25 protein-coding genes and 1 other RNA gene are annotated in these 25,800 nt (G+C 44.6%); 3 read left to right on the top strand and 23 right to left on the bottom strand.

Annotated elements, in window-relative coordinates:
- Positions 1 to 53 precede the first annotated feature (53 nt).
- From rfbA to glyQ, 16 genes are all read right to left on the bottom strand, one after another.
- Complete coding sequence (rfbA, locus tag D0T92_RS11095; protein ID WP_151052875.1) at positions 54 to 932, bottom strand: glucose-1-phosphate thymidylyltransferase RfbA; 879 nt, start codon at positions 930 to 932, stop codon at positions 54 to 56.
- Positions 929 to 2,008 carry a dTDP-glucose 4,6-dehydratase gene (rfbB, locus tag D0T92_RS11090; RefSeq protein ID WP_151052874.1) on the bottom strand — a complete coding sequence of 360 codons (1,080 nt, stop codon included), beginning with the start codon at positions 2,006 to 2,008 and terminating at the stop codon, positions 929 to 931. The genes rfbA and rfbB overlap by 4 nt, the downstream gene beginning before the upstream one ends.
- 46 nt (positions 2,009 to 2,054) lie before the next feature.
- Positions 2,055 to 2,975 carry a glycosyltransferase family 8 protein gene (locus D0T92_RS11085; RefSeq protein ID WP_151052873.1) on the bottom strand — a complete coding sequence of 307 codons (921 nt, stop codon included), beginning with the start codon at positions 2,973 to 2,975 and terminating at the stop codon, positions 2,055 to 2,057.
- Positions 2,976 to 3,135: 160 nt separating this feature from the next.
- Complete coding sequence (locus tag D0T92_RS11080; RefSeq protein ID WP_225315114.1) at positions 3,136 to 3,297, bottom strand: hypothetical protein; 162 nt, start codon at positions 3,295 to 3,297, stop codon at positions 3,136 to 3,138.
- A gap of 5 nt (positions 3,298 to 3,302) precedes the next feature.
- Positions 3,303 to 4,115, bottom strand: a complete 813-nt coding sequence (locus D0T92_RS11075) for a glycosyltransferase family 25 protein (protein ID WP_151052872.1) — start codon at positions 4,113 to 4,115, stop codon at positions 3,303 to 3,305.
- A 40-nt stretch (positions 4,116 to 4,155) separates the two neighbouring features.
- Positions 4,156 to 4,809 carry an IS1595 family transposase gene (locus D0T92_RS11070; protein ID WP_151052871.1) on the bottom strand — a complete coding sequence of 218 codons (654 nt, stop codon included), beginning with the start codon at positions 4,807 to 4,809 and terminating at the stop codon, positions 4,156 to 4,158.
- Positions 4,810 to 4,858: 49 nt separating this feature from the next.
- Entirely contained in the window at positions 4,859 to 5,875 is a 1,017-nt protein-coding gene (gene galE, locus D0T92_RS11065) for a UDP-glucose 4-epimerase GalE (RefSeq protein WP_151052870.1), read from the bottom strand.
- A gap of 62 nt (positions 5,876 to 5,937) precedes the next feature.
- A complete protein-coding gene (locus tag D0T92_RS11060; protein WP_151052869.1) occupies positions 5,938 to 6,372 on the bottom strand; it encodes a DUF7832 domain-containing protein in 435 nt (144 codons plus the stop codon).
- Positions 6,373 to 6,492: 120 nt separating this feature from the next.
- Positions 6,493 to 7,530, bottom strand: coding sequence for a glycine betaine/L-proline ABC transporter substrate-binding protein ProX (gene proX, locus D0T92_RS11055; RefSeq protein ID WP_151052867.1), 1,038 nt, complete (start codon positions 7,528 to 7,530; stop codon positions 6,493 to 6,495).
- 59 nt (positions 7,531 to 7,589) lie between these two features.
- Positions 7,590 to 8,645 carry a glycine betaine/L-proline ABC transporter permease ProW gene (gene proW / locus D0T92_RS11050; protein WP_151052865.1) on the bottom strand — a complete coding sequence of 352 codons (1,056 nt, stop codon included), beginning with the start codon at positions 8,643 to 8,645 and terminating at the stop codon, positions 7,590 to 7,592.
- A gap of 100 nt (positions 8,646 to 8,745) precedes the next feature.
- Positions 8,746 to 9,987 (bottom strand): glycine betaine/L-proline ABC transporter ATP-binding protein ProV, encoded by a 1,242-nt coding sequence (gene proV, locus D0T92_RS11045; RefSeq protein WP_151052863.1) that lies wholly within the window; start codon positions 9,985 to 9,987, stop codon positions 8,746 to 8,748.
- Positions 9,988 to 10,467: 480 nt separating this feature from the next.
- Entirely contained in the window at positions 10,468 to 12,528 is a 2,061-nt protein-coding gene (gene glyS, locus D0T92_RS11040) for a glycine--tRNA ligase subunit beta (RefSeq protein WP_151052861.1), read from the bottom strand.
- A gap of 34 nt (positions 12,529 to 12,562) precedes the next feature.
- Complete coding sequence (locus D0T92_RS11035; protein WP_151052859.1) at positions 12,563 to 13,750, bottom strand: HpaII family restriction endonuclease; 1,188 nt, start codon at positions 13,748 to 13,750, stop codon at positions 12,563 to 12,565.
- 9 nt (positions 13,751 to 13,759) lie between these two features.
- Entirely contained in the window at positions 13,760 to 14,857 is a 1,098-nt protein-coding gene (locus D0T92_RS11030) for a DNA cytosine methyltransferase (protein ID WP_151052857.1), read from the bottom strand.
- Positions 14,847 to 15,260: a very short patch repair endonuclease gene (locus D0T92_RS11025; protein ID WP_151052854.1), complete on the bottom strand. Its 414-nt coding sequence runs from the start codon at positions 15,258 to 15,260 to the stop codon at positions 14,847 to 14,849. The genes D0T92_RS11030 and D0T92_RS11025 overlap by 11 nt, the downstream gene beginning before the upstream one ends.
- Positions 15,261 to 15,290: 30 nt before the next feature.
- Positions 15,291 to 16,196 (bottom strand): glycine--tRNA ligase subunit alpha, encoded by a 906-nt coding sequence (gene glyQ, locus D0T92_RS11020; protein WP_151052853.1) that lies wholly within the window; start codon positions 16,194 to 16,196, stop codon positions 15,291 to 15,293.
- 165 nt (positions 16,197 to 16,361) lie between these two features.
- Here glyQ and D0T92_RS11015 point away from each other — a divergent pair, with 165 nt between their 5' ends.
- Positions 16,362 to 17,021, top strand: a complete 660-nt coding sequence (locus D0T92_RS11015; RefSeq protein ID WP_151052851.1) for an OmpA family protein — start codon at positions 16,362 to 16,364, stop codon at positions 17,019 to 17,021.
- Positions 17,022 to 17,284: 263 nt separating this feature from the next.
- On the opposite strand, the gene rpsI is transcribed toward D0T92_RS11015, so the two are convergent.
- The 6 genes from rpsI to D0T92_RS10985 all read right to left on the bottom strand — a co-directional run bounded on the left by rpsI (position 17,285) and on the right by D0T92_RS10985 (position 20,293).
- On the bottom strand, positions 17,285 to 17,677 hold the full coding sequence (rpsI, locus tag D0T92_RS11010; protein WP_151052849.1) for a 30S ribosomal protein S9: 393 nt from the start codon (positions 17,675 to 17,677) through the stop codon (positions 17,285 to 17,287).
- A 9-nt stretch (positions 17,678 to 17,686) separates the two neighbouring features.
- Positions 17,687 to 18,115: a 50S ribosomal protein L13 gene (rplM, locus tag D0T92_RS11005; RefSeq protein WP_151052847.1), complete on the bottom strand. Its 429-nt coding sequence runs from the start codon at positions 18,113 to 18,115 to the stop codon at positions 17,687 to 17,689.
- Positions 18,116 to 18,294: 179 nt separating this feature from the next.
- Positions 18,295 to 18,473: non-coding RNA, 6S RNA (gene ssrS / locus D0T92_RS11000), on the bottom strand.
- Between the two features lie 23 nt (positions 18,474 to 18,496).
- A complete protein-coding gene (locus D0T92_RS10995) occupies positions 18,497 to 18,793 on the bottom strand; it encodes a cell division protein ZapA (protein ID WP_151052844.1) in 297 nt (98 codons plus the stop codon).
- Between the two features lie 3 nt (positions 18,794 to 18,796).
- On the bottom strand, positions 18,797 to 19,189 hold the full coding sequence (locus tag D0T92_RS10990) for a hypothetical protein (RefSeq protein ID WP_151052842.1): 393 nt from the start codon (positions 19,187 to 19,189) through the stop codon (positions 18,797 to 18,799).
- A gap of 114 nt (positions 19,190 to 19,303) precedes the next feature.
- Complete coding sequence (locus D0T92_RS10985) at positions 19,304 to 20,293, bottom strand: NAD(P)H-dependent glycerol-3-phosphate dehydrogenase (RefSeq protein ID WP_151052840.1); 990 nt, start codon at positions 20,291 to 20,293, stop codon at positions 19,304 to 19,306.
- Positions 20,294 to 20,725: 432 nt separating this feature from the next.
- Between D0T92_RS10985 and D0T92_RS10980 the strand changes: the two genes are divergently transcribed.
- Together D0T92_RS10980 and D0T92_RS10975 are read left to right on the top strand one after the other, a co-directional pair.
- Positions 20,726 to 21,871 carry a cytochrome-c peroxidase gene (locus D0T92_RS10980; RefSeq protein ID WP_151052838.1) on the top strand — a complete coding sequence of 382 codons (1,146 nt, stop codon included), beginning with the start codon at positions 20,726 to 20,728 and terminating at the stop codon, positions 21,869 to 21,871.
- Between the two features lie 88 nt (positions 21,872 to 21,959).
- Entirely contained in the window at positions 21,960 to 22,967 is a 1,008-nt protein-coding gene (locus tag D0T92_RS10975; protein ID WP_151049983.1) for an IS5 family transposase, read from the top strand.
- 176 nt (positions 22,968 to 23,143) lie between these two features.
- On the opposite strand, the gene pepN is transcribed toward D0T92_RS10975, so the two are convergent.
- Complete coding sequence (pepN, locus tag D0T92_RS10970) at positions 23,144 to 25,780, bottom strand: aminopeptidase N (RefSeq protein WP_151052835.1); 2,637 nt, start codon at positions 25,778 to 25,780, stop codon at positions 23,144 to 23,146.
- Between the last annotated feature and the right edge of the window lie 20 nt (positions 25,781 to 25,800).

Below are 25,800 nucleotides of genomic sequence, written 5' to 3'. Positions count from 1 at the left end.
TAATAAGAACCTATTGTTTGAGCGGATAGTAGGTGGGATAAAACAGAGGTAGTTTAAGCATGTTCACGGTTTTTCAATAAGCACATTAAATATTGCCCATATTCATTTTGACACAGCGGTTCGGCCAAGGCTTTGAGTTGGCCGTCTGAAAGCCAGCCGTTGCGCCATGCGATTTCTTCCAAACAGGCAATTTGTATATTTTGTAAGTTCTCAATAGCTTTGACAAAAGCTGCTGTTTCGTACAAGCTTTCGTGCGTGCCGGTGTCCAGCCATGCGAAGCCGCGGCCTAAAAGCTGAACGTTCAACGAACCATCTTCAAGATACATTTGATTAATGCTGGTAATTTCCAATTCGCCGCGTGCGGATGGTTTCACCCGTTTGGCGAATTCCACTACACGGTTATCATAGAAATAAAGGCCGGTTACCGCCCAATCCGATTTTGGTTGTTTCGGTTTCTCTTCAATGGAAAGGGCTTTGAATGTTTCATCAAATTCTACAACGCCGAAACGCTCCGGATCTTTAACCTGATAGGCAAAAACAGTCGCACCGTTTTGGCGCGTGGCGGCTTGCTGTAAGGTTTGGGTAAACGACTGACCGTAAAAAATATTATCCCCCAATACCAAGCAAACATTATCATTGCCGATAAACTCTTCGCCGATAATAAAAGCTTGCGCCAAACCATCGGGGCTAGGCTGTTCGGCATAGCTGAGGCGGATACCGAAATCACTACCGTCACCCAGCAAACGCTTGAATGCCGCATTGTCTTCGGGGGTAGTAATCACCAAAATATCCTGTATACCTGCCAACATCAATACCGATAACGGGTAATAAATCATCGGTTTGTTATATACCGGCAACAGTTGTTTGGATACGCCGTGCGTAATGGGGTATAACCTTGTGCCCGAACCGCCGGCTAAAATAATGCCTTTCATTTTTGTGCTCCTGTGTGCGTACCCAAACGTGTTAATCGGTAAGAACCATTGAGAATATTTTGCCACCATTCACGGTTTTGCAAATACCAGATAACAGTTTTGCGCATACCGGATTCAAAGGTTTCCTGTGGTTTCCAACCCAGCTCGCGGTTAATTTTGGCGGCATCTATGGCGTAGCGCATATCGTGACCGGGCCGGTCGGCAACAAAAGTGATTAAATCCCGATACGCTGCAACACCTTTGGGTTTTTCAGGTGCCAACTCTTCGAGCAAGGTGCAAATGGTTTGCACCACTTCGAGATTGGTTTTTTCATTATAACCGCCGATATTATAGGTTTCGGCAGGGGCACTTTCCGTTATCACGGTATAAAGGGCGCGGGCATGATCTTCGACAAACAGCCAATCCCTGATTTGCAAACCGTCGCCATATACGGGCAAGGGCTTGCCGGCTAAGGCATTAAGTATCATCAACGGAATCAGTTTTTCCGGAAAATGGCAAGGACCGTAGTTATTGGAGCAATTGGTGATAATGGCAGGCAGCCCGTAAGTACGTTGCCAAGCCCGAACCAGATGATCGCTGGAGGCTTTAGATGCGGAATAGGGGCTGCTGGGGGCATAAGGGGTGGTTTCGGTAAACAACGCATCCGAGCCGTGCAAATCACCATAAACTTCATCGGTCGATATATGATGAAAGCGGAATGCCGATTGTTTTTCAGACGGCATCTGCTGCCAATAAGCCCTAGCCGCTTCCAATAAAGTATAAGTGCCGACAATATTGGTTTCGATAAATGCCGCCGGGCCGTCGATGGAACGATCGACATGGCTTTCCGCTGCAAGGTGCATCACGGCATGGGGTTGGTATTGTTTGAAAATACAGTCGAGTGCCGCACGATCGCCAATATCCGCCTGTTCGAATACATAACGCGGGCTATCTGAAATGGTAGCTAATGATGCTAAGTTCCCCGCATAAGTGAGCTTATCAAGATTCACCACACTGTCTTGGGTGTAGTTGATAATGTGGCGGATAACTGCCGAGCCGATAAAGCCCGCACCGCCTGTGATAAGGAACTTAGCCATAAATAGGGGGTGTTTAAATATAGGAAATTAAAGATGTTTTGGAAAATTAGTAAATCTTATATTTGTATTTATCTCTCAAGCTATTTTTTAGTAGTTTAACTTTTTGATTCAGCTTAATATGTTCAAATAGGCTTTGCCATGATGCTGGGGCTGCGGTAATTTGTTTAAATATTTGCCTATATAAATAAGCATTTGTATGTGTACAATTAGCATGCCATGCTTTATCGTGGCCACAATAATGGCAAATTGCAATAGGCATGGTGGGCATTTCTAAATTACTTAATAAAATATTATGGTGTTTCTTATATTTTATATAACGTGCTCTTTGGCTGGGCATGAAATTATAACGGGTGTTTAAATATAAAACTTTATCTTTAAGTAGCCCATTCAGTATGTCTTGATCTTGGTAGTGGATAATTTCACCATATTGTTTCAGCCAGTTAATAGCATCTAAATAAATATCAGTTGTTCTCCATTTTTTTAAATCAATTAATAGCACACCAGCATTAAAATATATTTGATTATCTGTCAGGCCGATTTTATATTTATATTCAGGGCGTTCATATTCAATAAAGGCATCAAGGCAAGCCCCCATCCATTTGTCTTCTAATTTTGTTTCCCATAAAGGGATGAGACTATTGTTAACTAAAATATCAATATCTAAATAAATAGCACGGCCAATATTGGGTAAGTATTGGGTGAGTTTTAGGCGTGCATATGTGGCTAAAGAAATATAGTCTATGGTTTTAGGCATATTTCTAAAGTCATCTTCTGAAACAGGAATAAATTCAATTTGGTTAAGTGTTTTATCTACGAGTGAAGATATGATTTCTCGATTTAGCGGATTAATTCCTAAATCAAGAATATAAAATTTAATCGGATACCCTTTATGGTTATTTAATACGCTAAGTAATGTTGTAGCTAAATAAGGGGCGTAATTATTGTCACTGGCAAAAATAATATTCATAATTTATGTATGTTTTTATGAGTTGGCAGAATTATAACTTTTCTAAGATTCGTGATAAATGAAGGTATATTATGAACTTCCTTAATATAGTTAATGGCATCATTTGCTATTTTTTTCATATTTTCTTCATTGCTTATTAATTTTCTTATAGCATCAATTTCTATTTCATTGTTTGGGATATATATTTAGCAATTAGCCGCCTTGCTAAAAATCCATAACCTCCATATGCTGTTTCTGCTCCGCCAAAAAACTCATCAATAATCAATCCAACCTTAATTTTTTGCATTTTAATAACCATTGTCTTGTGAGATAAGTATTTCATTCCTTTTATTTAAAAGGAACAATTTGAGATTTTTTCTTTTCTTGTATACGCTTGAACTTACCTAGTGCTCTGATAATATGTTCTTGGAATGTCCTTTTTGGTTTGGGTTCTGGGTTCTTTTCCCAGTTTAGTGCTCTTTCCTTGTGTAATTGACTTTTAAGTTTGCTGGCATCGTTTAATTGTCTATCTTCTTGTACACAAAGAGCGGGATGCAATTGAAATATTTTTAAATTTGGGTGATTTAGAAAGCTTTTAAATAGCATAATATCAATAGCTTTAATGCTTTCTCTTTGTATTGTATTGAATTGTTGGAGAATAATACGAGCAGCTTGTGTGGAAATAATATACCCAGCTGTACCAACATGGACTGCATTGAGGATATGAAAAGAGCGATTATTATAAGGTTGAATATAAGATTCTGGTTGAGTTCTGGTTCGCATGAGATAAGTTTCTAGTTTAATAATAAAACTATCTTGTTGTTTAAAGCGCTCTTTAAGCCAATTGTCTTGTGTTAAAAATAAATCGGCATGTTCGCCAAGTAATATATCATCTTCAAAAATACCTATATAGGGTAGATTCTCGTCGATACATTTTTGTAATAGTAAAACATGGCTTATAAAGCAAGATTTCTCCCCAGGTGTTTGGTAGGGGTATTCTGCTAAGGCCGGTATAAAACGCGCTATGGATTGAGTTAGCCCATTTGTGGGGGTAACGGCATCAAAAAATTCAAAAGGGATATTTTGTTTGCCGAATTCTTGGGTAATATGCGCTCTTCTAGATGATGCTGTATTGATGCTGATAACATAATTTTTTAGCATTTTATATCTTCTTTATAATAGGGGCTGACGTAAATTAACCCTAAACATCACACCAAATCCGCAGTATCTTCAGCTGCTCTTTCGGTGTCCCAAAGTTAAAACGGAATTCACATTCTTTCAAGAATAAAGGGAAAGATTTCCTGTCAATTCCATTATATTTTCTTAACACACGTTTAGCCTGATTCCAAAAGTTTTCAATACTGTTGATATGGTTATGGCGGTCTACAAATAATTGTGAGTGATTGATCCGATGATGGCTGAATTCACTCACATCCAGTACATCATAGCTTTTATAGCAGTCCGTATAAACAATACTGTCAGGCATGATTTTTCTTTTAATAACAGGCAGTAAAGTCGATTGCTTGGTGTTCTCAACCACCACCGTATATACTTTACCATGGCGTTTTAAGATGCCGAATACTGCTACTTTACCGGCTGCCCCGCGACCACGTTTACCCTTACGCCGACCACCGAAATAACTTTCATCAAGTTCTACTGAACCGGCAAAAACTTTGTCAGCTTCGAGTTCTAAATGGTAGGCAATCACCTGCCGGACTTTTCGATAAAACAACATGGCGGAATTGGCTTGAATACCCAATATATTGGCTGCTGCTCGGGCAGTTACTTCCAGTACAAAAAATTCCAGCAGTTTTTTCTGAGTAGATTTTCTTAATTTGCAATGAGTTATCTTCATTTTTTGAGTCTAACTTGTTTGCTAATCTACGTCAGCCCCTTATAATATGTTACTTATCATATCCGTTTGGATTTTTCTGTTGCCAATGCCAAGTGTCGTGCATAATATCTTGCAAACTTCTTTTGGCTTGCCAATTTAATTCTGTGGCGGCTTTTGTGGTGTCTGCATAGTATTCAGTAATATCACCGGCTCGCCTTGGTCCGAAAATATAAGGTATTTTGATTTGTGATGCTTGTTCAAAAGCATGAATAATGTCTAATACAGATAGGCCTTTGCCTGTACCTAAATTATAGATATGTAGCCCTGGTTGGTTGTGTTTGGCTTGCATGGCTTTCAGATGGCCTTCTGCTAAGTCGACAACATGAATATAGTCACGTATGCCTGTGCCGTCATGTGTGGGATAGTCATTGCCAAATATATTAAGCTGCTTGATTTTTCCTAGTGCAACTTGGCAGATGTAGGGTAAGAGATTATTCGGGATACCATTAGGGCTTTCACCGATTAAACCACTCTCATGTGCGCCTACAGGATTGAAGTAGCGCAATATAATGGCACTCCAACGGCTATCTGAAATAACAGTATCATGTAGTATGCGTTCAACCACATATTTGGATTGGCTGTATGGATTTGTTGTCATACCGGTGGGCATGTTTTCGGTTAATGGTATGGTTTCCGGTATTCCATAGACAGTGGCAGTAGAGCTAAATATAATATTAAATACACCAGCTCGTTGCATTTCTTCAAGTAAAACCATGCTGCCATAAACATTATTATTATAATATTCAAGTGGTTTTTGAACGCTTTCACCAACGGCTTTTAATCCGGCAAAATGTATCACAGCTTCAATATTATGCAAATTGAATATTTTTTGTAATAATATGCGGTCACGCACGTCGCCGTGATAAAAAGGGATAGTTTTTCCAGTGATCTGCTCTAAACGGGGTAAAACATTGGGCGATGCATTAAAAAGATTATCTAGAATAATGCTTTCATATCCGGCTTCCGCTAATGCCGCAATGGTGTGGGAACCGATAAAGCCCATTCCGCCTGTTACTAATATGGTCATATATTTCTCTTGATTAATTTAGTTCTATTATGGATTATAATTTAAATCATTGTTCGAACGGTTTATGGTTTCATGCTATCTAACCATTCTTCAAAGGCCGTCTGAAACACCGGATTCAGCCGTTGTTGGATGGCCGGGGTGTTTTTTGTATGGTAGAAGCCGTTTTCGTCTTCAATACCTAAAGCTAGGAAATAATCGGTCAGAAAATTGCCGTAGCCTTCTTCATCGTCGTTGTAATAATATTGTGTGAAGCGGTTGCCTAAGTCGTTGAAGCAGGTTTCATCTATGCCGCCTTTTAATTGGTTGAGTACAAATTCAGCGCCCGAAATAGTGCCGTGTTGTAGTGCTTCGAATTGAGGTAGGTTTTCTGCTTCGGGGCTGTGTAGGTCTTGCGATACGGCCCAAGCGTAATAATAGCCGATATGGTGGGCGGCATTGGTTTCAGGTAGGTCTGCAGGGTAGTTTTCTTCGGTATGAAAAGAAATATGGTCATACATAGCACATGGCTTTCAGGCATTTTGTAGAGGCGATTATAACATTGTTGCCAATAGCAAAAGCCCGACTGAAAAATTTTTTCAGTCGGGCTTAAAATTTGCAGTGCTTTTTTCAAGCAAAGATTATTTTGCTGCTGCGCGTGCTTCTGCCAACCATTTGTCTACGGTAGCGCGGTTGGCTTTAATCCAGTTGTCGGCATGTTGCTGGATTTGTTCTGGGCTGCTTTCGCCGTCGGCAATCAAGGTGTTTTCGGCGTTTACGTCTTCCAAAGGAAGTTCGGCAACGGCGAATAATTTGGCTGCCGCCGGGTTTTCGGCTGCAAAGTTTTTATTGGCAACAATGCGCTCGCTATTTACGGCAAAGCCATAGTTTTTGCCATCCGGCGCGGTGGTGTCTTCGTTTCTGGGGTTGGCGCTTGAAGGCACTTGCAGCCATACGACATCTTTACCGGGCACTAATTTGCCGGATACCCAATACGGCGTCCAAGTGTAGTAGAACACCGGTTGGCCGTCTTTATAGCGGGTGATGGTATCGGAAATAATCGCGGCATATTGGCCTTGTTTATGGGTGATATTGTCGCGCAGTTTGAAGGCATCAAGCTGATATTCGATAACGGCTTCACATCCCCAGCCTGCTTGGCAGCCGGTTAAGTCGGCTTTGCCGTCGCCGTCGGTATCGAATAATTTAGCAATATTAGGGTCTTTAAATTGTTCGATATTGGTAATGTTGTATTGGTCGGCGGTTTTTTTATCAATGAGGTAGCCTTGTGCGGCACCGGTAATATAGTTGCCTTCGCGGTAGAATTTGTCATCCCCGCCTGCATTTTTATACATTTCGTTGTGCAGCGGATCCCAGTTAACAGTGTGATAAGTGGCATCGCCATTGGCAATGGCCGTATAGGCGGCGCTGTAATCTACTTCTTTAACCGGCTGAACATCATAGCCTAATTCTTTCAGCAGGTTGTTAATCACCAGTGTTTGAAAGCTTTCTTCGGAAATCGGGCTATGCAATGCTTGTACGCTTACACCTTTACCCGGTTGGCTTTGTTCGGTAGCCGTGTCGTTGGAAGACTGGGCGGCCTCTTGCGGTTGGTTTCCACAAGCGGATAAACCGAAAGCAAAGGCGGTAGCCATTAGGGTTAATGATAAAGTTTTATTCATATTCTTACTCCTTTGTAGGTTTATTGAATGTATTTAATGAGAAATAGTGTTGTTTAAAATTAGTTGGTGCTTTTGCTTCTAAACGGGCGTGTCAGCAAGCCGACGGGGCCGGTGTGATACCAGCGGTTTACGCGGCTGCGGTTGCTTTGGCCGAGTGATTGGGTCATGCGGTCAAGCACGATAGCCATAATCACAATGCTCAAGCCGCCGATAGAGGCCAAGCCGATATCTAAGCGGCCGATACCGCGTAATACCATCAAGCCCAAGCCGCCTACCGAAATCATAGAGGCAATCACGACCATGGAAAGGCTGAGCATCAGGGTTTGGTTTACGCCGGCCATAATGGTCGGCATGGCCAATGGGAGTTGAACTTTAAACAGCATTTGTTTGGTATCCGCGCCAAATGAATGGGCGGCTTCGATTAAGTCTTCCGGTACTTGGCGGATACCTAAGTTGGTTAAACGGATAACGGGCGGCACGGCGAAAATAATGGTTACCACCACGCCGGGTACATTACCGATACCGAACAGCATCACAATCGGCACCAAATAAACGAAAGCGGGTGTGGTCTGCATAGCATCTAAAATCGGGCGCAAGACTTTGGCCAGCTTTTCACTGCTTGCCATGGCAATGCCGGTGGGAATGCCGATTAACATACAGAAAAGTACGGTGGTAATCACCAGCGATAAGGTGGTGACCATTTCCGACCATGCGCCGATAAAGCCGATAAACAGCATGCCGGCCAGTGTGCCTAAAGCCAGTTTTTTACCGGATAGCTGCCAAGCCAAAAGTACCATAATGGCAATTAGTGCTAATGCGGGCAGGGATTGTAAAGCGCTTTCGATAGAGGAAAGCGTCCAATCAACAGGGGTTTTAATGGCTGAGAAAAAACCGCGGAAGTGTTGGACAATCCAGCCGACAATTTGCTCTACCCATTGATCTAACGGGATTTGTGCGTGGTCGAAGGGGTGTAATAAAGAAAATGGCTGTTCGACGGCATCGCCGGCGGAAAGCATAGAAGAAGTGTCAGTTGCCTGTGAGGCGGTGCTTACTGCTGAAGCGGCATTGTCTGCATCGGCGGGGGAGGCACTCCCCCAAGGATTACTGCTGGGCATTATTTGTCCTTTCTTAATATTGTGGCGGACAGAAAGTATTGAATATCTGTTATGCGGGTTATCGGCAGGCCGTCTGAAAAAGAGGCCGTCTGAAAAGCTTTTATGCTTCGGTTGCTTTGGCTTCTTCAGTTTCGGGTTCTTCAGGCGGGCTTAACGTTTCCAGCAATACCGCTTTGCTGATAGAGCCGACATGCCGCCCTTCGGCATCGACAATCGGAACGGGGCAGGGGAAACGGGCTGCGGTGTTAAACATATCGCGTATCGGCGTATCGGCAGGCACTGCTTCCAAATCCGGCAAGATGGCTGATTGAATTGGTTCTTCTCGTGTGATAGCCCCTTTTAGCGATTCGACGGAGATAACACCTATAAAATGTTTGTCTTCATCAAGCAGAAAGCCGTAGTCGCGGTCGTTTTCGCTCATGCGTTTTAAAAAGCTGCGCATATTGGCCTGGCCGGCACGGTGCGGGAAAGTCAGTTGGGTACGGCGAGCCAAATCGCCGGCCGTATAAACTTGGGAAACATTGACTTCTTTGAAAAACGAACGGACATAATCATTGGCCGGCTGTCTGAGAATTTCATCAGGGGTACCGACTTGTACGACAGAACCGTTTTGCATAATGGCAATACGGTTGCCGATGCGCATGGCTTCATCTAAATCATGTGAAATAAAAATAATGGTGCGTTTGTCGCGGGCTTGCAATTGAATCAGTTCGTCTTGCATTTCGGTACGAATCAGCGGATCCAATGCTGAAAAAGCTTCATCCATTAATAAAATAGCCGGATCGTTTGCCAAGGCGCGTGCTAAGCCGACACGTTGGCGCATTCCGCCGGATAATTCGTCGGGATAACTTTCCCCGTATGCACCCAAACCAACTTGATCCAAGGCAACTTGGGCACGCTCGTTGCGTTCGGCTTCCGGCACGCCGGCAAGCTCAAGGCCAAAGGCAACATTTTGACGGTTGGTTAAATGCGGCATAAGTGCGAAAGATTGAAAAACCATACTGATTTTTTCACGGCGCACTTGTCTTAACCGTGCATCACTCATGGCAACGACATCTTCGCCGTCAATCAATACCTGCCCTTGGCTGGGTTCGATTAGGCGGTTAAAGAGTCTGACTAATGTGGATTTTCCTGAGCCGGATAAGCCCATAATGACAAAAATTTCACCTTCGTAAATTTCAAGGTTGACATCGCCGACTGCAACGGTACTGCCGGTTTCGGCGAAGATTTCTTCTTTTTCCAATCCTTTGCTATGCAGTTTGAGTGCTGCTTTGGGGTTCGGGCCGAAAATCTTATAAAGATTTTTAACCGTAAGCTTGGCTTGGGGAGATTGTTCAGACATTTCAGAATTCTAGTTGGTTGTTTATTCTATAAGATTACAGAATTTCGAGTGATTATTCAAGTGTGAACATTGAATTTTTCAATTTGTTTCCGTGTTTTTAAGTGTAAAAAACTATTAAACAGCTTGGGTTTTAATGTGCTAATTCAGACGGCATTGTTGTAATAATATTTTATATAATCATTTGTTTATGAAATTTAATTAATTTTTTAAAATGAAAATATATTTATGATATTTATTTTAAAACAATTTATTTTCATTCAAATGTGAATATTATCTATTTTTGAATGTATTTGGCTTAGGTGGGCTGCATATAGAGATGGCGAATGTGGCCTACTAAAAATGAAAAAATTTCATTTTTAGTAGGATTGGGTGGTTTTAGAAAGGAAAGCAATAAAATAAAATCAGGGCGGATAGATTCCGCCCTGATTTTTTCAGGTTTTTGCATTAATAATTTTTAAAATCAAATAGATAGATTTATCACTATTCGCTTAATAATGCAATATCGGCCACCGCATTCATGAGCTGCGCCAGTTGGTTGAGCAGGTTGAGGCGGTTTTGTTTGACTGCCGCATCATCTGCCATCACCATAACATGGTCGAAAAACGCATCAACTTGCGGTTTGATGGCTGCCAGCTCGGTTAAGGCCGTCTGAAAGTCTTGATTGCCTAATGCCGCTTCAATCTTCGGCTGTAAAGCAGTTGCGGCGGTAAACAAGGCTTTTTCTTCGTCTTGTGCCAATAAATTGGCATTGACTGCGCCCAGTGCGCCGTCGGCTTTTTTCAATAAGTTTTGCACGCGTTTATTGGCGGCAGCTAGAGCGGCAGCTTCAGGTAGCTGCTTGAAGGCGGCAACGGCTTGCAGTTTGGCGGTTAAATCGTTTAAACGGCTTGGCTTTTTCGCTAAGATGGCCGCTACAATATCTTGCGGATAATCGTTTTGCAGCAATACGGCCAAACGTGCCTGCATAAAGTCCGCTACTTCTGCGGTGGTATTTTCCGAAAGTTTGCCTTGCGGGAAGCTTTGATAAACCACTTCCAACAACTCGTTGATATCCAGATTGTTATCCATCAGCATACGCAATACCCCCAATGCGGCACGGCGTAGGGCGTAAGGGTCTTTATCGCCGGTAGGAATCAGGCCGATGCCCCAAATGCCGACCAGTGTTTCCAGTTTGTCGGCCAATGCCACGGCGGTAGCGGTAGGGCTTTCGGGCAAAGCATCGCCGGCAAAGCGCGGTTGGTAGTGCTGTTCGATAGCATCGGCGATTTCATTGGTTTCACCGTCTAAGCGGGCATAATATTTCCCCATTGTGCCTTGCAGTTCGGGGAACTCGCCAACCATTTCGGTCACCAAATCGGCTTTCGCCAAACGGGCGGCGCGCTCGGCTACGGCCGCATCAGCTCCCAAGCCCTTGGCGATATAGGCGGCAATGCTTTGCAGGCGTTCGATACGCTCGGCTTGCGAACCGATTTTATTGTGGTAAACCACATTGGCCAGTTTGGGCAGACGGCTTTCCAACGTGGCTTTTTGGTCTTGCTTGTAGAAAAATTCCGCATCGGCCAAACGGGCGCGCAATACGCGCTCATTGCCTTGGATAATATGCGAAGGATCATCGGCTTCTAAGTTGGAAACCAATAAGAAGCGGTTAATCAGCTTGCCGTTTTGATCTAGCAGCGGGAAGTATTTTTGGTTTTGCTGCATAGTGAGAATCAGGCACTCTTGCGGCACGGCCAAAAAGTGGGCTTCAAACCCGGCTTCAAGCACAACCGGCCATTCAACCAAAGCGGTCACTTCGTCTAATAAAGCCTCATCGGCAGCCACTTGAGCATTCAGACGGCCTGCTTGTTCGGTTAAGGCCGTCTGAATCGCGGCTTTACGTTCGGCAAACGAAGCAATCACTTTGCCTGTGTCGCGCATTTGTTTGGCGTAGGCATCGGCATCGGTTAAGGTGATGAGGCCGTCTGAAAGGAAACGGTGGCCGAGAGTGGTGTTGCCGCTGTTTAAACCCAATACTTCGGCCGGAACGGTGTCGATGCCATGCATCACGACCAAACCATGAACAGGGCGCACAAAAGTATGGGTGCTGCTGCCCCAGCGCATCACTTTAGGAATCGGCAGTTTTTTAATGGCTTGGTTTAAGATGTCTGCCAATAATTCGGCCAGCGTTTTACCTTGTTGGGTAAACTCATGCGCATAAACATCTTGTTTGCCGTCGTGAATGATTTTCAGATCGGCAATATCGGCGCCGCAAGAGCGGGCAAAGCCTTCCAGTGCTTTGGTCGGTACACCGTCTTTTATAGCGTTGGCAACGGCAGGGCCTTTTTTCACAATATGTTGGTCGGCCTGAACTGCTTTAACATTTTTCACTTGTACGGCCAAGCGGCGCGGTGAGGCATAAGCCGTGTATTCGGTTTCACCGTCGATTAATTGCGCTTTGGCCAAGCCTTCGGCAACGGAAGCGGCTAAGTGGTTGCCCAGTGTGTTGAGTGCTTTGGGCGGCAACTCTTCGGTGCGGAGTTCGATTAATAGGGTTGAGGTCATTGTTAAGACTTTCTTGATTTAATTGCTTAAAGATTCAAAATAAATTATTTCTTTGGATTTTTTGGTTTTTATGAGGGGTTCTGAAACGAACTTGTAGGTTCAATTTGATAAAAAATTTGTTGTCTTCTTTATACAACCACCCATAATAGAATTTCTTTTTCGCCGTACGATCGGGGTAACCTGGAGTTATGTTACTTTCACCAGTTGCAGCTTGCTCTAATCTTGTATTATTGATTAAATAGTTACGTAGTATGTTAAAGTCATATATATGAAAACAAACTATTTCTCCATCATTTTTCGCTATAATAACCCCTCCAAATGAGTCGTACTCGCCAAGCCATACTGCTTCAGATGTCATGCCCATGGCACTCTCAACAAGAAATCTTTTTATTTTATATTCATATAATCGTTGTTCGCTTTGTTTGTTATTATAAAAATTTAAAGGGTCTTCGTTTTCTAAAATTTCAGTTAATTCAATAATTGATGATTTTTTTGTTAAAAATCGATAATATAGATACCAAGATAAAATCTCAGGTAAATCACCATCAAGCATTCTTAAATTCTTATTCAACTGGTCAGATTGAATTTTGTTAAAAGTAATAATAGATTCGTTAAGCAGCTTCTGCAATCTTGAGGAAATCCTTGGTTTACTGTCGTATGTTTCACTATTGAATTGATCAATATTAAAGCCTTCAGGAAGCCCTTTGATTTGGTAAATAAAATTATTTCCAGGCCCTGTATTAAATAAAGTAGAGTCTTGCCCTAACAATGATTTGATGCTGAACCCCAAATCAGTTTCACATGCTAACCGATGATCATAAATCCTTAATTTAATATCAGCTTTTTTTTCTGATCCTGCTCTTGCTGTTTGAAATTCATTTTCATCTATAAAATTTTCTATTTGAGGGAGCCGAAAGGATCTTCCTCTGCCATTTTTAATACCATTAAAAATTGAATTAGAAATTTCTTCAAACTCTTCAAAGCTATATTGATGTAAACAAATTTTTGTGCTTTGAGTTACTTTATAAATTTTAATTTCACTATTTGAACGACATAATTCAAAATGGCAATTTGGTTCTTCTTTATATCCTTTGACAATCTGATAAACGTTTTCGGGATCAGGGTTAAGATTTATATCTGATTGAGATAATTGCCCTTCTGCTATCAGTTTGATTAATACATATAATTCTGTCCATTCACCTTTGTTGGCCTGAATTGTCATAATAATCCTTTATTTTTTAAATAAACGGCCTAAAATTTCTTCTGCTGTAGCCTGAATTGCAGGTACAGCCACAGAGTTGCCAAATTGTTTATAGGCAGAAGCATCTGAAACAACAATTTTAAAATGCTCTGGAAAACCTTGTAATCTTGCCCATTCTCTAGGAGTCATCTTGCGTATGCCTTCACGGTTTACTTCGCCTTTAATATTGGTTGTAGGAGTAAAATCAATAATTCTATTATCAATCACCAAGTTTCTCTCTCGTCCCATTCCGCCAACGACAATAGCATTCGCAATACCGTCGTCGGCAATAATTTCATAGCCAAAACCATTTCCTTTGTCTTCATGTCGTTGTTTGTGTTTACGCAAAGTAGAAAGATACTGTGTAGATAAATAATATTTAGTTGGGACAGTATTTTTCTCTTTTACATCAGCAAAAGTTTTATAAACTCCATTTGATTTAGGATAAGTGAATTCATTTATATTTAAGTCTTGGCGGAAGCCTACGATAAAAATCCGTTCTCGGTTTTGTGGTACTCCAAAATCTTTGGCATTAATAATTTGAGGATCTGGGACAAAATAATTTAAATCTTCACGTAATGAATTTAAAATTGTACTTAATGTCCTGCCTTTGTCATGGTTGATCAATCCTTTAACATTTTCTAGAAAAAATGCTTTCGGCTGATGACGGCGAATAATTTCTGCAACATCAAAAAATAGAGTGCCACGGGTATCTTCAAATCCACCTCGACGGCCTGCTATAGAAAAGGCCTGGCAGGGGAAGCCTGCACAAAGAATATCAAATTCTTTAGGAATAAATTGTTTTGTTTCCTCTTTTGTAATATCTCCATAAGGCACTTCGCCAAAATTAGCCTCATAAGTTTGTTTGGCTTTTTCGTCCCATTCACTCGAAAATACACATTTGCCCCCTAAGTTTTGCATCGCAATGCGAAATCCACCTATTCCTGCAAATAAGTCAATAAAAGTAAAGTTCTTATTGTGAGATAATGAAGCTGCATCATGTTTAAATAATAAATATTGGGCAGCTTTTTCTTTCACTTCTGTATTACTTAGCTCTTTTTCTGGTGTTGGGTAAGCACTATTTGTCATATATAGCTCTTTGTATTGTTTTTGCACATGCTTCAGGATCCTTTAAAACATCTTTACCCCAAAAACGGAAAATTATCCATCCATTATCGATTAGGTATTTATTTACAACTTCATCACGCTTTATATTTCTTTCAATTTTGCTAACCCAAAATTCTTGATTACTTTTGATGTCAGCTTTTCGATGCTTCCAATCTTTACCATGCCAAAATTCACCATCAATAAAAACTGCAATTTTATATTTCTTAAAACTTAAGTCAGGGTTGCCAAAGATGGTTCTATCATTTTTCCGATAACGTAAACCCATATGCCACAAAGCTTTTGCCAACAAGATTTCTGGCTTTGTACCTTTACTCTTGTTGGCTTTCATACATTTCCTACGTTGTTCGGGGGTAAGTCTGTCCATAAAGCATGTATGTGGCAGATACTTAAAATTTTAAGTAGCCTGATTTTTAATCAACGGGAAGCCTAATTTTTCACGGCTTTCAACGAATTTTTGTGCCACGATGCGGCTTAAGGTGCGGATGCGGCCGATATAGGTTGCCCGTTCGGTCACGGAAATGGCACCGCGTGCGTCCAGCAGGTTGAAAGTATGGCCGGCTTTGAGCACCAATTCGTAGGCGGGTAGGGCCAGGCTAGTGTCTTCAACGGCGAGCAGGCGTTTGGCTTGGGCTTCGTAGTCGTTGAATTGTTGCAATAACCAATCGGCATCGCTGTATTCGAAGTTATAAGTGGATTGTTCGACTTCGTTTTGATGGTATACATCGCCGTAGGTAACGGTTTGGCCGTCGGGGGTTTTCGACCATACGAGGTCGTATACGTTTTCTACACCCTGCAAATACATGGCCAAGCGCTCGATGCCGTAGGTGATTTCACCGAGTACGGGCGAGCAGTCGATGCCGCCGACTTGTTGGAAATAGGTGAATTGGGTCACTTCCATGCCGTTGAGCCATACTTCCCAACCCAAGCCCCAAGCGCCGAGGGTGGGGTTTTCCCAGTCGTCTTCTACAAAGCGAATATCGTGCACTTTGGGGTCAATGCCTAATTCGCGTAATGAATCCAGATATTGTTCTTGGATATCGGCAGGGGCGGGTTTTAAGGCCACTTGGAATTGATAGTAATGTTGCAGACGGTTGGGATTGTCGCCGTAGCGGCCGTCTTTGGGGCGGCGGCTGGGTTGCACATAGGCGGCAAACCACGGCTCGGGGCCGAGTGCACGCAAACATGTGGCGGGATGGCTGGTACCGGCGCCGACTTCCATATCGAATGGTTGGATAATGGTGCAGCCGCGTTCGGCCCAGAAAGTTTGTAATTTGAAGATAATTTGTTGGAAGGTGAGCATGATGGCGTTCTGTCTGATGATTTTGTTGGAAATAAAAGGTGTTATTCTACTGTCTCGCTGCTGGTTTGGGTAGGCTTGGCGGAACCTAAATGCTTTTTTATAGTCGATTTTTGAGTATAATGTGGCTGGTTTTTTAATTGATTTATTTTTAGAGGGAATTAAGGAATGTCTGATAACGATAACCATAAAGAGCAACGGATTGGTTTATGGATTGCCGGCGGTGCTGCCGGACTGGCTGTTTTATCGATTCTTTTCTATGCGGTATGGGGTTGGGAAAATGGCAAAATCGAAGGTTCCCCGGGTTATGATGCAGCCGCATCTGAAGTGATGGTGGTTGAAGAGCAAGAGGTTATACCCGAACCGGCTGTTGTTAATGAGGAAGCCGAAAGTGAAACCGAAGCATTGGCAGTTATGCCTGAGGAAGCTGCGGCATCTGCAGCATTGACCGATGCAGTTGCCGAGCAATTACTGCCTGCTTCTGAAGAAGAGGTAGATAATGGTGCTGAAGTAGTTGTGGAAAACGGAGTGGTTAAATTTTATTTTGCTTCCGGTAAATCCGATTTAGCTGCTAATGCGCAAGAAGCGCTTCAGGATGTATTGGCCGGTGTGAAAGAGGGCAAAAAAGCGGTGATTTCCGGTTTCCATGATGCCACCGGTAATCAGGCTCAGAATGAATCATTGTCTAAAGACCGCGCCTTTGCCGTTCGCAATGCTTTATTGGGTTTAGGTGTGCCGGAATCGCAAATCGAATTGCGCAAACCTGAAAATGCAACGGGTACGGGCAATCGCGCCGAAGCGCGTCGTGTAGAAGTGGTATTGGAATAATCGGTTGTAGCGTTTTTATTGCCATTTATTTAGAAAAATCAGGCGGCAGACAAAATAATGTTTGCCGCCTGATTTTTATTTTGAAGTTTATTGGACAATATTTTTTCAGACGGCCTTGAATGCTGGGGTTAGATGGAGACTTGCAAGAATATGAGGATTTGAGATTCGCTGTTAATATTTTCGATTGTTTTGAAACTGGAAACGCAATATACAGAAAAAATCCCTGCATAGGCAGGGATTTTTGAATAAGTATCCAAAGTTGATTAACGTTTGGAGAATTGTTTTGCACGGCGTGCTTTGCGCAGACCGGGTTTTTTACGTTCAACTTCACGGGCGTCGCGGGTAACGAAGCCGGCTTGTGAAAGTGTTGGTTTCAAAGCGGCATCATAGTCGATTAATGCACGGGTGATGCCGTGACGGATGGCGCCTGATTGGCCGGTTTCACCGCCGCCGACAACATTCACTTTAATATCGAATGCTTCTGCGTTGTCGGTTAAAACCAAAGGTTGGCGCACGACCATGCGGCTGGTTTCGCGGGCGAAAAATTCGTCAACCGGGCGGCCGTTTACAATGATTTGACCAGTGCCTTTTTGCAAGAATACACGAGCCACTGAACTTTTTCGGCGGCCTGTGCCGTAATAGTATTTACCGTTCATGTCGTGTCCTTAGATTTCCAAAACTTTGGGTTGTTGGGCTGCATGACCGTGCTCTGAGCCGGCATACACTTTTAATTTTTTAATCATGGCGTAGCCTAAGGGGCCTTTGGGTAACATGCCTTTTACGGCTTTTTCCAAAACACGCTCAGGGAATTGATCTTGCATTTCGGTGAAATTGCGCTCGTAGATACCGCCGGGGTAGCCTGAGTGGCGATAGTATTTTTTATCCAACGCTTTTTTACCGGTAACGCGTAATTTGTCTGCATTGATTACGATAATGTAATCGCCGGTGTCAACGTGGGGGGTATATTCGGGCTTATGTTTGCCGCGCAAACGACGTGCGATTTCTGCGGCAACGCGACCCAAAACTTTGTCTTGGGCGTCAACCACAAACCACTCGCGCTTTACTTCATGCGGCTTGGCTGAAAAGGTTTTCATAAGGGGTAATCCAGATAGATATAGAAAGCTGCCAATTTTATAGATGATTTTAGTGGCTGTCAATCTGAATAGATTTTCTCTGGCATGGATGCGGGGCGCTATATGGCGGGTTTGCCACCGTTATGTTGTTTTGACGGTGATAGAGAAAAAGCACCGTGTTAACACGGTGCTTTTAAAAGGGTATCCCCGCATATGCCGTTTCGGCTGAATCCGCTTGAACCTTGTAGACAAGGTGGTCACCACGGGCAGTTTCGGGTTCATCTGTGAAGACGCGCACGCCCACTGCAAACTCTCGGCAACCTTAAGCGAACGTATTGGTTCAAAGGAATATATGCCGTCGCGAACACCGCAGGGATATAAAAGTTTTAACGCTTGTTTGATTCAGTTTATTTTTGATAAAACTTTTTCACAAGCATTAGTCATGTCTGTTATTTTACGCTCAAAATCGCCGATTGCCAAATCGTCTTTCATCGACATTTTTAATAAGTCGTGCACCAAGTTCAATGCAGCCATAATCAAAATCTTATCGGTTTCGACGATACGGCCGCTTTCTTTAATCGTATTAAACTTTTCATTCAACATGTTAACGGCTTGCAACAGAGTGGCTTTTTCTTCTGTAGGGGTGCCGATGGTGAAGGAGCGACCCATAATATCCAGATTTACTTGTTCGATACTCATGGTTTAGCCCTCTTGTACGGTTGTGGTATTTTCTTGCGGCAGGCGTGCCAATAGGGTGCGGAGGTGTTCGGCATTGGCGGCCAATGCGTCGCGGTATTTTTGGTTTTCAGCGGTCAATGCGTCTATTTTGCTCTGCATTTCATCGGTAACCTCTTGAATCCGCTGCTGGGTTTCATTTTTGAGATTGTTCATCTGCGCCACGAGCGCTTCGCTCAGTTCGTCTACTGCAGCTTCGTGTTCGTTTTTTTGTTGCGCCTGTGCTTCTTGCTGTTTGGCAATCGCTGCCTGCAGGCGGGCGATTTCTTCCTGTTGGCGTTTGTTTTCACCTATTTGGGTTTCAAATTTTTGTATCAGTTGGTAAACGCCGGCTTCGAGTTTGTCTAGATACTGATTCATGTTGTACACCGCTCGGTTGATATGGGCGCAAGCATAGTAGGGATAAAAGATACTGTCAAATAAGGCCGTCTGAACGTAATGTTTTTCAGACGGCCTGCTGTATGGGTTGAGTGATTATTCGAAACGGGCTTCACGATCCATCAACCGTTCGACAACCTGCTGCGGGTTGAGCTCTTTGCGCAAAAGTTGCAGCAGTGTGTGTGTGATGGGCATATCGATTTGATATTTGCAGGCGGTGTTGAATACTTCTTCGATGGTGCTGACGCCTTCGGATACATGGCCGATTTCCAGCAATACTTCATGCAGCTCTTTACCCTCTGCCAAGCCCAAGCCGACGCGGCGGTTGCGTGAAAGCGCACCGGTACAGGTGAGGATAAGGTCGCCGATGCCGGCCAAGCCCATCATGGTTTTGGGTTGGGCACCCATGGCAACGGCCAAGCGGGTGATTTCGGCCAAGCCGCGTGTTACCAAGGCGGCCCGTGCGTTTAAGCCGTATTCGAGGCCGTCTGAAAGACCGGTGGCGATGGCCATAATATTTTTCACCGAACCACCGACGGCCACGCCGATGACGTCTTCACTGCCGTATAGGCGCAATACGTTGGTATTGAGGCTGCCTACCAATGCTTCAATCCATGCTTTGTTTTCAGAAGCCAACACCACGGCGCAAGGCAGTTGTTTGGCCAATTCCTGCGCAAAGCTGGGGCCGGAAAGCAGGCCGATACAGTTGTTGTCCGGCAGCACTTCTTTCACGACTTGGAACGCCATCAATCCGGTGTCTTGCTCGAAGCCTTTGCAGGCGGTTAATACCGGTAGGTGGCCGGCGTTGTGTTCGGCCAGCAATTGTGCGCTGTCGCGCAGGCCGGCAACGGAAGTGGCGATTAAAACCAGTTCGCTGTCTTTTAACGCATCGGTTAAATCCGTGTGTGCGGTTAGGTTTTCGGGAAAGGTAAACCCGGGCAGATGATGTTTGTTTTCACGGTCTGCTTCGATGGTTTGAATATGGTTGCGGTTTCGTGCCCATAAAGCAACACGGTGCCCGTGTAGGGCGAAGTGGATGGCTAATGCAGTTCCCCAAGAGCCTGCGCCTATAACGGTGATGTTCATGTTTGGTGTTCTCGCAGATGTAATGCTGTTTACTTTAAAACAATCATGCTGATGGCGCAAGTTCACGGGTTTTAAAGTTTAGGAAGAATGTTGGGTGTTCGTGATGAGGTTTAAAAATGTATGGTGAGGGGCAATGGCCGGAAATTTTTTAAAGGAAAACATGATGGGCAGAGAGTGAGAATATTTTGGGCTATCGGATGACTTAAAAAACCATATTACGACTTAGATAATTAAGATGGTTTCCTTTTTTACTTTAAATACCGTCACATAATACTTTTAATAAATTTAATCGATATTATTGTTGATGGTTATGACAATAAAAATATTGATTTAAAGCAAGTTGTGAAAAGAGTAAATACTTTATATTGCCATCAGGTTTTACGTATTTTGAGTATATATCATCAAAATCATTTTTTTGTGTGGGGAACGACCATGAAATCCAAAATGAAAAAAAGCAGTTTTGTTGTTGCAGTATTATTGGCACTTTCTGCTTGTGGCGATAACGCTACCGAAACGACTGCTCCTCAGGAAGCATCTTCTGCGCCTGCCGCTTCGGCCGTATCTGTTGATAACAGTAATGCATCGGAAGAAGATAAAGAATTATTGAAACAGGCGCAAACGCTTTTCCAACCTTTGCCTGATGCTGCGGAAATGCAGAAAGCACATCCGGTTACAGAAGCGCAGGTTAAATTGGGGCATCAATTATGGTATGAACCACGTTTGTCACGCGGCAATACCGTAAGCTGTAACTCTTGCCATAATCTGGCCACAGGCGGGGTGGATGCTTTACCGACAAGCCAAGGCCATAAAGGCAGTTTCGGTGCACGTAATTCGCCCACTGTGTTGAACGCAGCTTTATTGGGCAGCCAGTTCTGGGACGGACGTGCCGCTACGGTGGAAGAGCAGGCTGGTGGTCCGCTGTTGAATCCTGTGGAAATGGCCAATGCCGATCAGGCAGCCGTTGAGAAAAAAATCTCAGCTATTCCTGAATATCAGGCGATGTTTAAAGAGGCCTTTGCCGATAACGGTGGTGCGATATCGTTCGAAAATATTACACATGCCATTGCTGCATTCGAGCGTACATTATTAACGCCGACCCGATGGGATGATTATTTGAAAGGCAATATCAATGCTTTGAGCCCGAAAGAGCGCGAAGGAGTACGGTCATTTATTAATAACGGTTGTATTGCCTGCCATCAAGGTGTGGTGCTTGGTGGTAATTCGTTCCAAAAATTCGGTTTGGCGAAAGGGCCTTATTGGCAGTTTACCGGAAGTAAAAATCATGATGAAGGCCGTTTTGAAGTAACGAAAGCGGAAAATGACAAATTTGTTTTCCGTGTACCCGGTTTGCGCAATGTGGCGCGTACTTATCCTTATTTCCACGATGGTAGTGTGTGGGAGTTGGATAAAGCGGTCAGCATTATGGGTGAAGCTCAATTAGGTAAACAGTTGCCGCAAGAAGAAGTGGATAAAATTGTGGCATTCTTGAATACCTTGTCCGGTTCGGTGCCTGATTCGGCTCGTACCGTACCTGAATTACCGGCTCATTCCGCTGCGGAAAGCCGTCCTGAAAATTAAATCTTGAAGTAAACAATAAGGCCGAGACCTTTGCAAAAACCCTAAAAATCCCTTAAATTCTTCACCAAAGATATTTAAGGGATTTCTCATGAGTACGTTCTTTCAGCAAACCGCCCAAGCCATGATTGCCAAACACATTGACCGCTTTCCTTTATTAAAGCTCGAACAGGTAATTGATTGGCAGCCGGTAGAGCAGTATCTGAATCGTCAGAAAACCCGTTATATCAGAGATCACCGCGGCCGTCCCGCCTATCCCTTATTGGCTATGTTTAAAGCCGTTTTACTCGGCCAATGGCATAGCCTTTCCGACCCCGAACTCGAACACAGTCTCATTACCCGTATTGATTTCAACCTGTTTTGTCATTTTGACGAGATGAATATTCCCGATCACAGTACCCTTTGCCGTTACCGCAACTGGTTAGCACAAGATAATACCTTGGCCGAACTGTTGGATTTGATTAACCGCCAACTGACTGAGAAAGGCTTAAAGGTAGAGAAGGCACAGGCTGCCGTTATTGATGCGACGATTATTCAGACGGCCGGCAGTAAACAACGTCAGTCCATAGAGGTTGATAGCGAAGGAGAGATAACCGGTCAAACCACACCGAGCAAAGATAAAGATGCCCGTTGGGTGAAGAAGAACGGTCATCATCAATTAGGCTATAAGCAGCACACCCGTACCGATGCGGAAGGTTACATTGAGAAGCTGCATATTACAGCGGGCAATGCCCATGAGTGCAAACATCTGTTGCCTTTATTGGCAGGCATTGCCAAAGAGACAACGGTCTATGCGGATAAAGGTTATGACAGTGCGGAAAACAGAAAGTATCTGGAAGAATATAAACTGAAAGACGGCATTATGAGTAAATCCCATCGCAACCGTCCGCTGACGGAAGCGCAAACCCGCCGCAACAAATATTTATCGAAAACCCGTTATGTAGTGGAACAGAGTTTCGGTACGCTGCACCGTAAATTCCGCTATGCCCGGGCAGCCTACTTCGGGCTGGAGAAAGTAGCGGCGCAAAGTCATCTGAAAGCGATATGTTTGAACCTGTTGAAGGCGGCCAACAGGCTACGTGCGCCTATTGCTGCCTAAAAGGCAGCCGGATGCCTATTAATTAGGCATCTGAGGAGTAATAAAGGGGATATTGCGGTCAAAAACAGCCGAAATCCTGTGTTTGGAGTTCGGCTGTCGGGTGAAGGACTATTTCGCAAAGGTCTCAGGCCGTCTGAATGATTTTTTCAGACGGCCTTATTGTTTCTACAAACGGCTTAAGCCAAGATTTTGCCGACAATTTCGGCGGTATCTTTCGATAAGCCTTGTTGTGCCTGAATCCGTTTGAGTTGTTCCGTCATGTGTTGCCGGCGTACAGGTTCGAGTTTGTTGCAGATATTGAAGGCCTGTACCAAGCGGGCGGCAACTTGCGGGTTGAAGCGGTCGATTTCCATCACTTTATCGGCAATAAAGGCATAGCCCGAACCGTTTTCGGCATGGAAATGGGGGATGTTGCGGCTGAACGCGCCCAGTAGCGAACGTGCTTTATTGGGGTTTTCCAAACTGAATTTGGGGTGTTGCAAGGCTGTCTGAACTTGGGTGAGGGTGTCGCTGCGGCGGCTGGAGGCAACGAGCATGAAATATTTGTCCATCACCAAAGCGTCTTCGCTGAATTTTTGGGCAAAGGCGGTCAGCAATTCATTGCGCTTATCGCTTTCGTTGTGGTTGACGGCTGACAAGATGCCCCATTCGTGGGTCATGTTTTGCGCCATAGCGGCATAGCGTTCGGCGACGATGTCGATATGTGCCGGATCGGCGCGTAAGACAAAAGTGCGGCAGACATTACGCAAGCTGCGCCAGCCGGCCAGCTCGGGGCTGTATTCGTAGCGGGTGGCCGGGTCGGCTTGTTGCTCATGTTGCGCACCTTCGCTATTGAGGGCGTAAAAATAATCTTTGAAGCGGGTGGCGATGATATCAAGCAGGGCTTCGCGGGCGTGGTGGATGCGCAAGGGATCGATAGCGTCGCGGTCGGCCCATAATTCGGCTTCGGGCGGTATGCCTAACAGCATGGCTTTGAAACCGGCGTCCAAATCCGCTTTTAACACATATTCGACTGCCTGCAAGAGCTTAGTGTGTTCCGGCAGCGGTTGCTTTTGTGCCAAAGCGGTTTCATTGGCGGCAATGGCGCGGCGGTATAGGGTTTGTCCGGCTTCCCAACGGGCAAAAGGATCGTTGTCGGCGGCCAATAAAACGCTTAAATCTTCGTCGCTGTATGGGTAGTTGAGGTGCACGGGGGCGGAGAAACCGCGCAGTAGCGAGGGAACGACTTGGCGGTTAACGCCTTTTAAAACGAATGTTTGTTCGGCTTCGGTAACGCGCAAAACGGTTTCGGTTTGCAAGGCATCGCTGTCGTTCAATCCGAATGCGACCGGTTGGCCGAATGAGTCGGTTTCGGCGCTAAAGAGGGCGATTTTCACCGGTATCATCATCGGTTTTTTATCGGCCATATCCGGCGTGGCGGGAATGTGTTGTTTGATGCGGATAAGGTAGTCGCCGTTATTTTGCGCTTCGGTGGCAACATCTAAAACAGGAGTGCCGGCTTGGCTGTACCATAAGGCGAATTGGTCGAAGTTAAAGCCGTTGGCATCGGCCATGGCGGCGCGGAAGTCGTCGCAGGTGACGGCTTGGCCGTCGTGGCGTTGGAAATACAGTTTCATGCCTTTTTGGAAGCCTGCTTCACCTAAGAAAGTGTGGTACATGCGCACCACTTCCGCGCCTTTTTCATAAACTGTCATGGTGTAGAAGTTGTTCATTTCTTCGTAAGAAGCGGGGCGGACGGGGTGGGCGGTGGGGCCGGCATCTTCAGGGAACTGGTGCTGCCGCAACAGGGCGACGTTTTCGATACGGGTCAGCATGCCGGCGCGGTCGGCTGAGAATTCCTGATCTCGGAAAACGGTCAGCCCTTCTTTGAGTGAAAGTTGGAACCAGTCGCGGCAGGTAACGCGGTTGCCTGTCCAGTTGTGGAAATATTCGTGGGCAATCACGCTTTCGATACCGGCAAAATCGGCATCGGTGGCGGTACGGCTGTCGGCCAAAACGTATTTGGTGTTGAAAATATTCAGGCCTTTGTTTTCCATTGCGCCCATATTGAAGTCGCCGACGGCGACAACCATGTAGATATCCAAATCGTATTCGAGGTCGAAGCGGGTTTCGTCCCAACGCATGGCGTTTTTCAGTGATTCGACGGCAAATCCGGTTTTGTTTTGGTCGGCTGCGGCGGTATAGAATTCGATGGCGACTTTTTTACCGCTGCGGGTGGTGAAGCTGTCGCTGGTTTTGGCCAAATCGCCGGCTACCAAGGCAAACAGGTAGCTGGGTTTGGCAAACGGATCCGACCATTTTACCCAATGGCGGCCGTCTGAAAGTTTGCCGCTGTCGGTTTTGTTGCCGTTGGACAGTAAAACGGGGTAGCGGCTTTCGTCGGCAGTGATGGTGGTGGTGAAAACCGACATCACATCGGGGCGGTCGGGGTAAAACGTGATTTTACGAAAACCTTCCGGTTCGCACTGGGTAAATAGGTTGCCACCCGATGCATACAATCCCATCAGCGATTTGTTTTCAGACGGCTTGATGCGTGTTGCTACCGATAGGGTAAAGGCTTCGTGCGGCACGTTTGCTATGGTGAGCTTTTCGTCGGCCAGTGTGTAGTCGTTGACGTCGTTGCCATTGATGCGGACGGATAGCAATTCGGCGGAACCGTCCAATACCAACGGGGCGCCGATGTTTTGCGGCACAACGGCCAAATCCGCTTGAACGGTGGTGTAGGGTTCCTGTATGTCGAAATGCAGGTCGGTGTGGGAAACGGTGTAGGCCGGAGCCTGATAGTCTTTCAGATAATGTACGGTTTTGCTCATAAAGCGCTCTTTTATAAAAT

Origin of the sequence: Neisseria zalophi, from assembly GCF_008807015.1 — a bacterium.
GTDB lineage: Bacteria > Pseudomonadota > Gammaproteobacteria > Burkholderiales > Neisseriaceae > Neisseria > Neisseria zalophi.
Note: the sequence above shows the minus strand (reverse complement) of the source record. Positions and strands in the feature narration are given on the sequence as shown.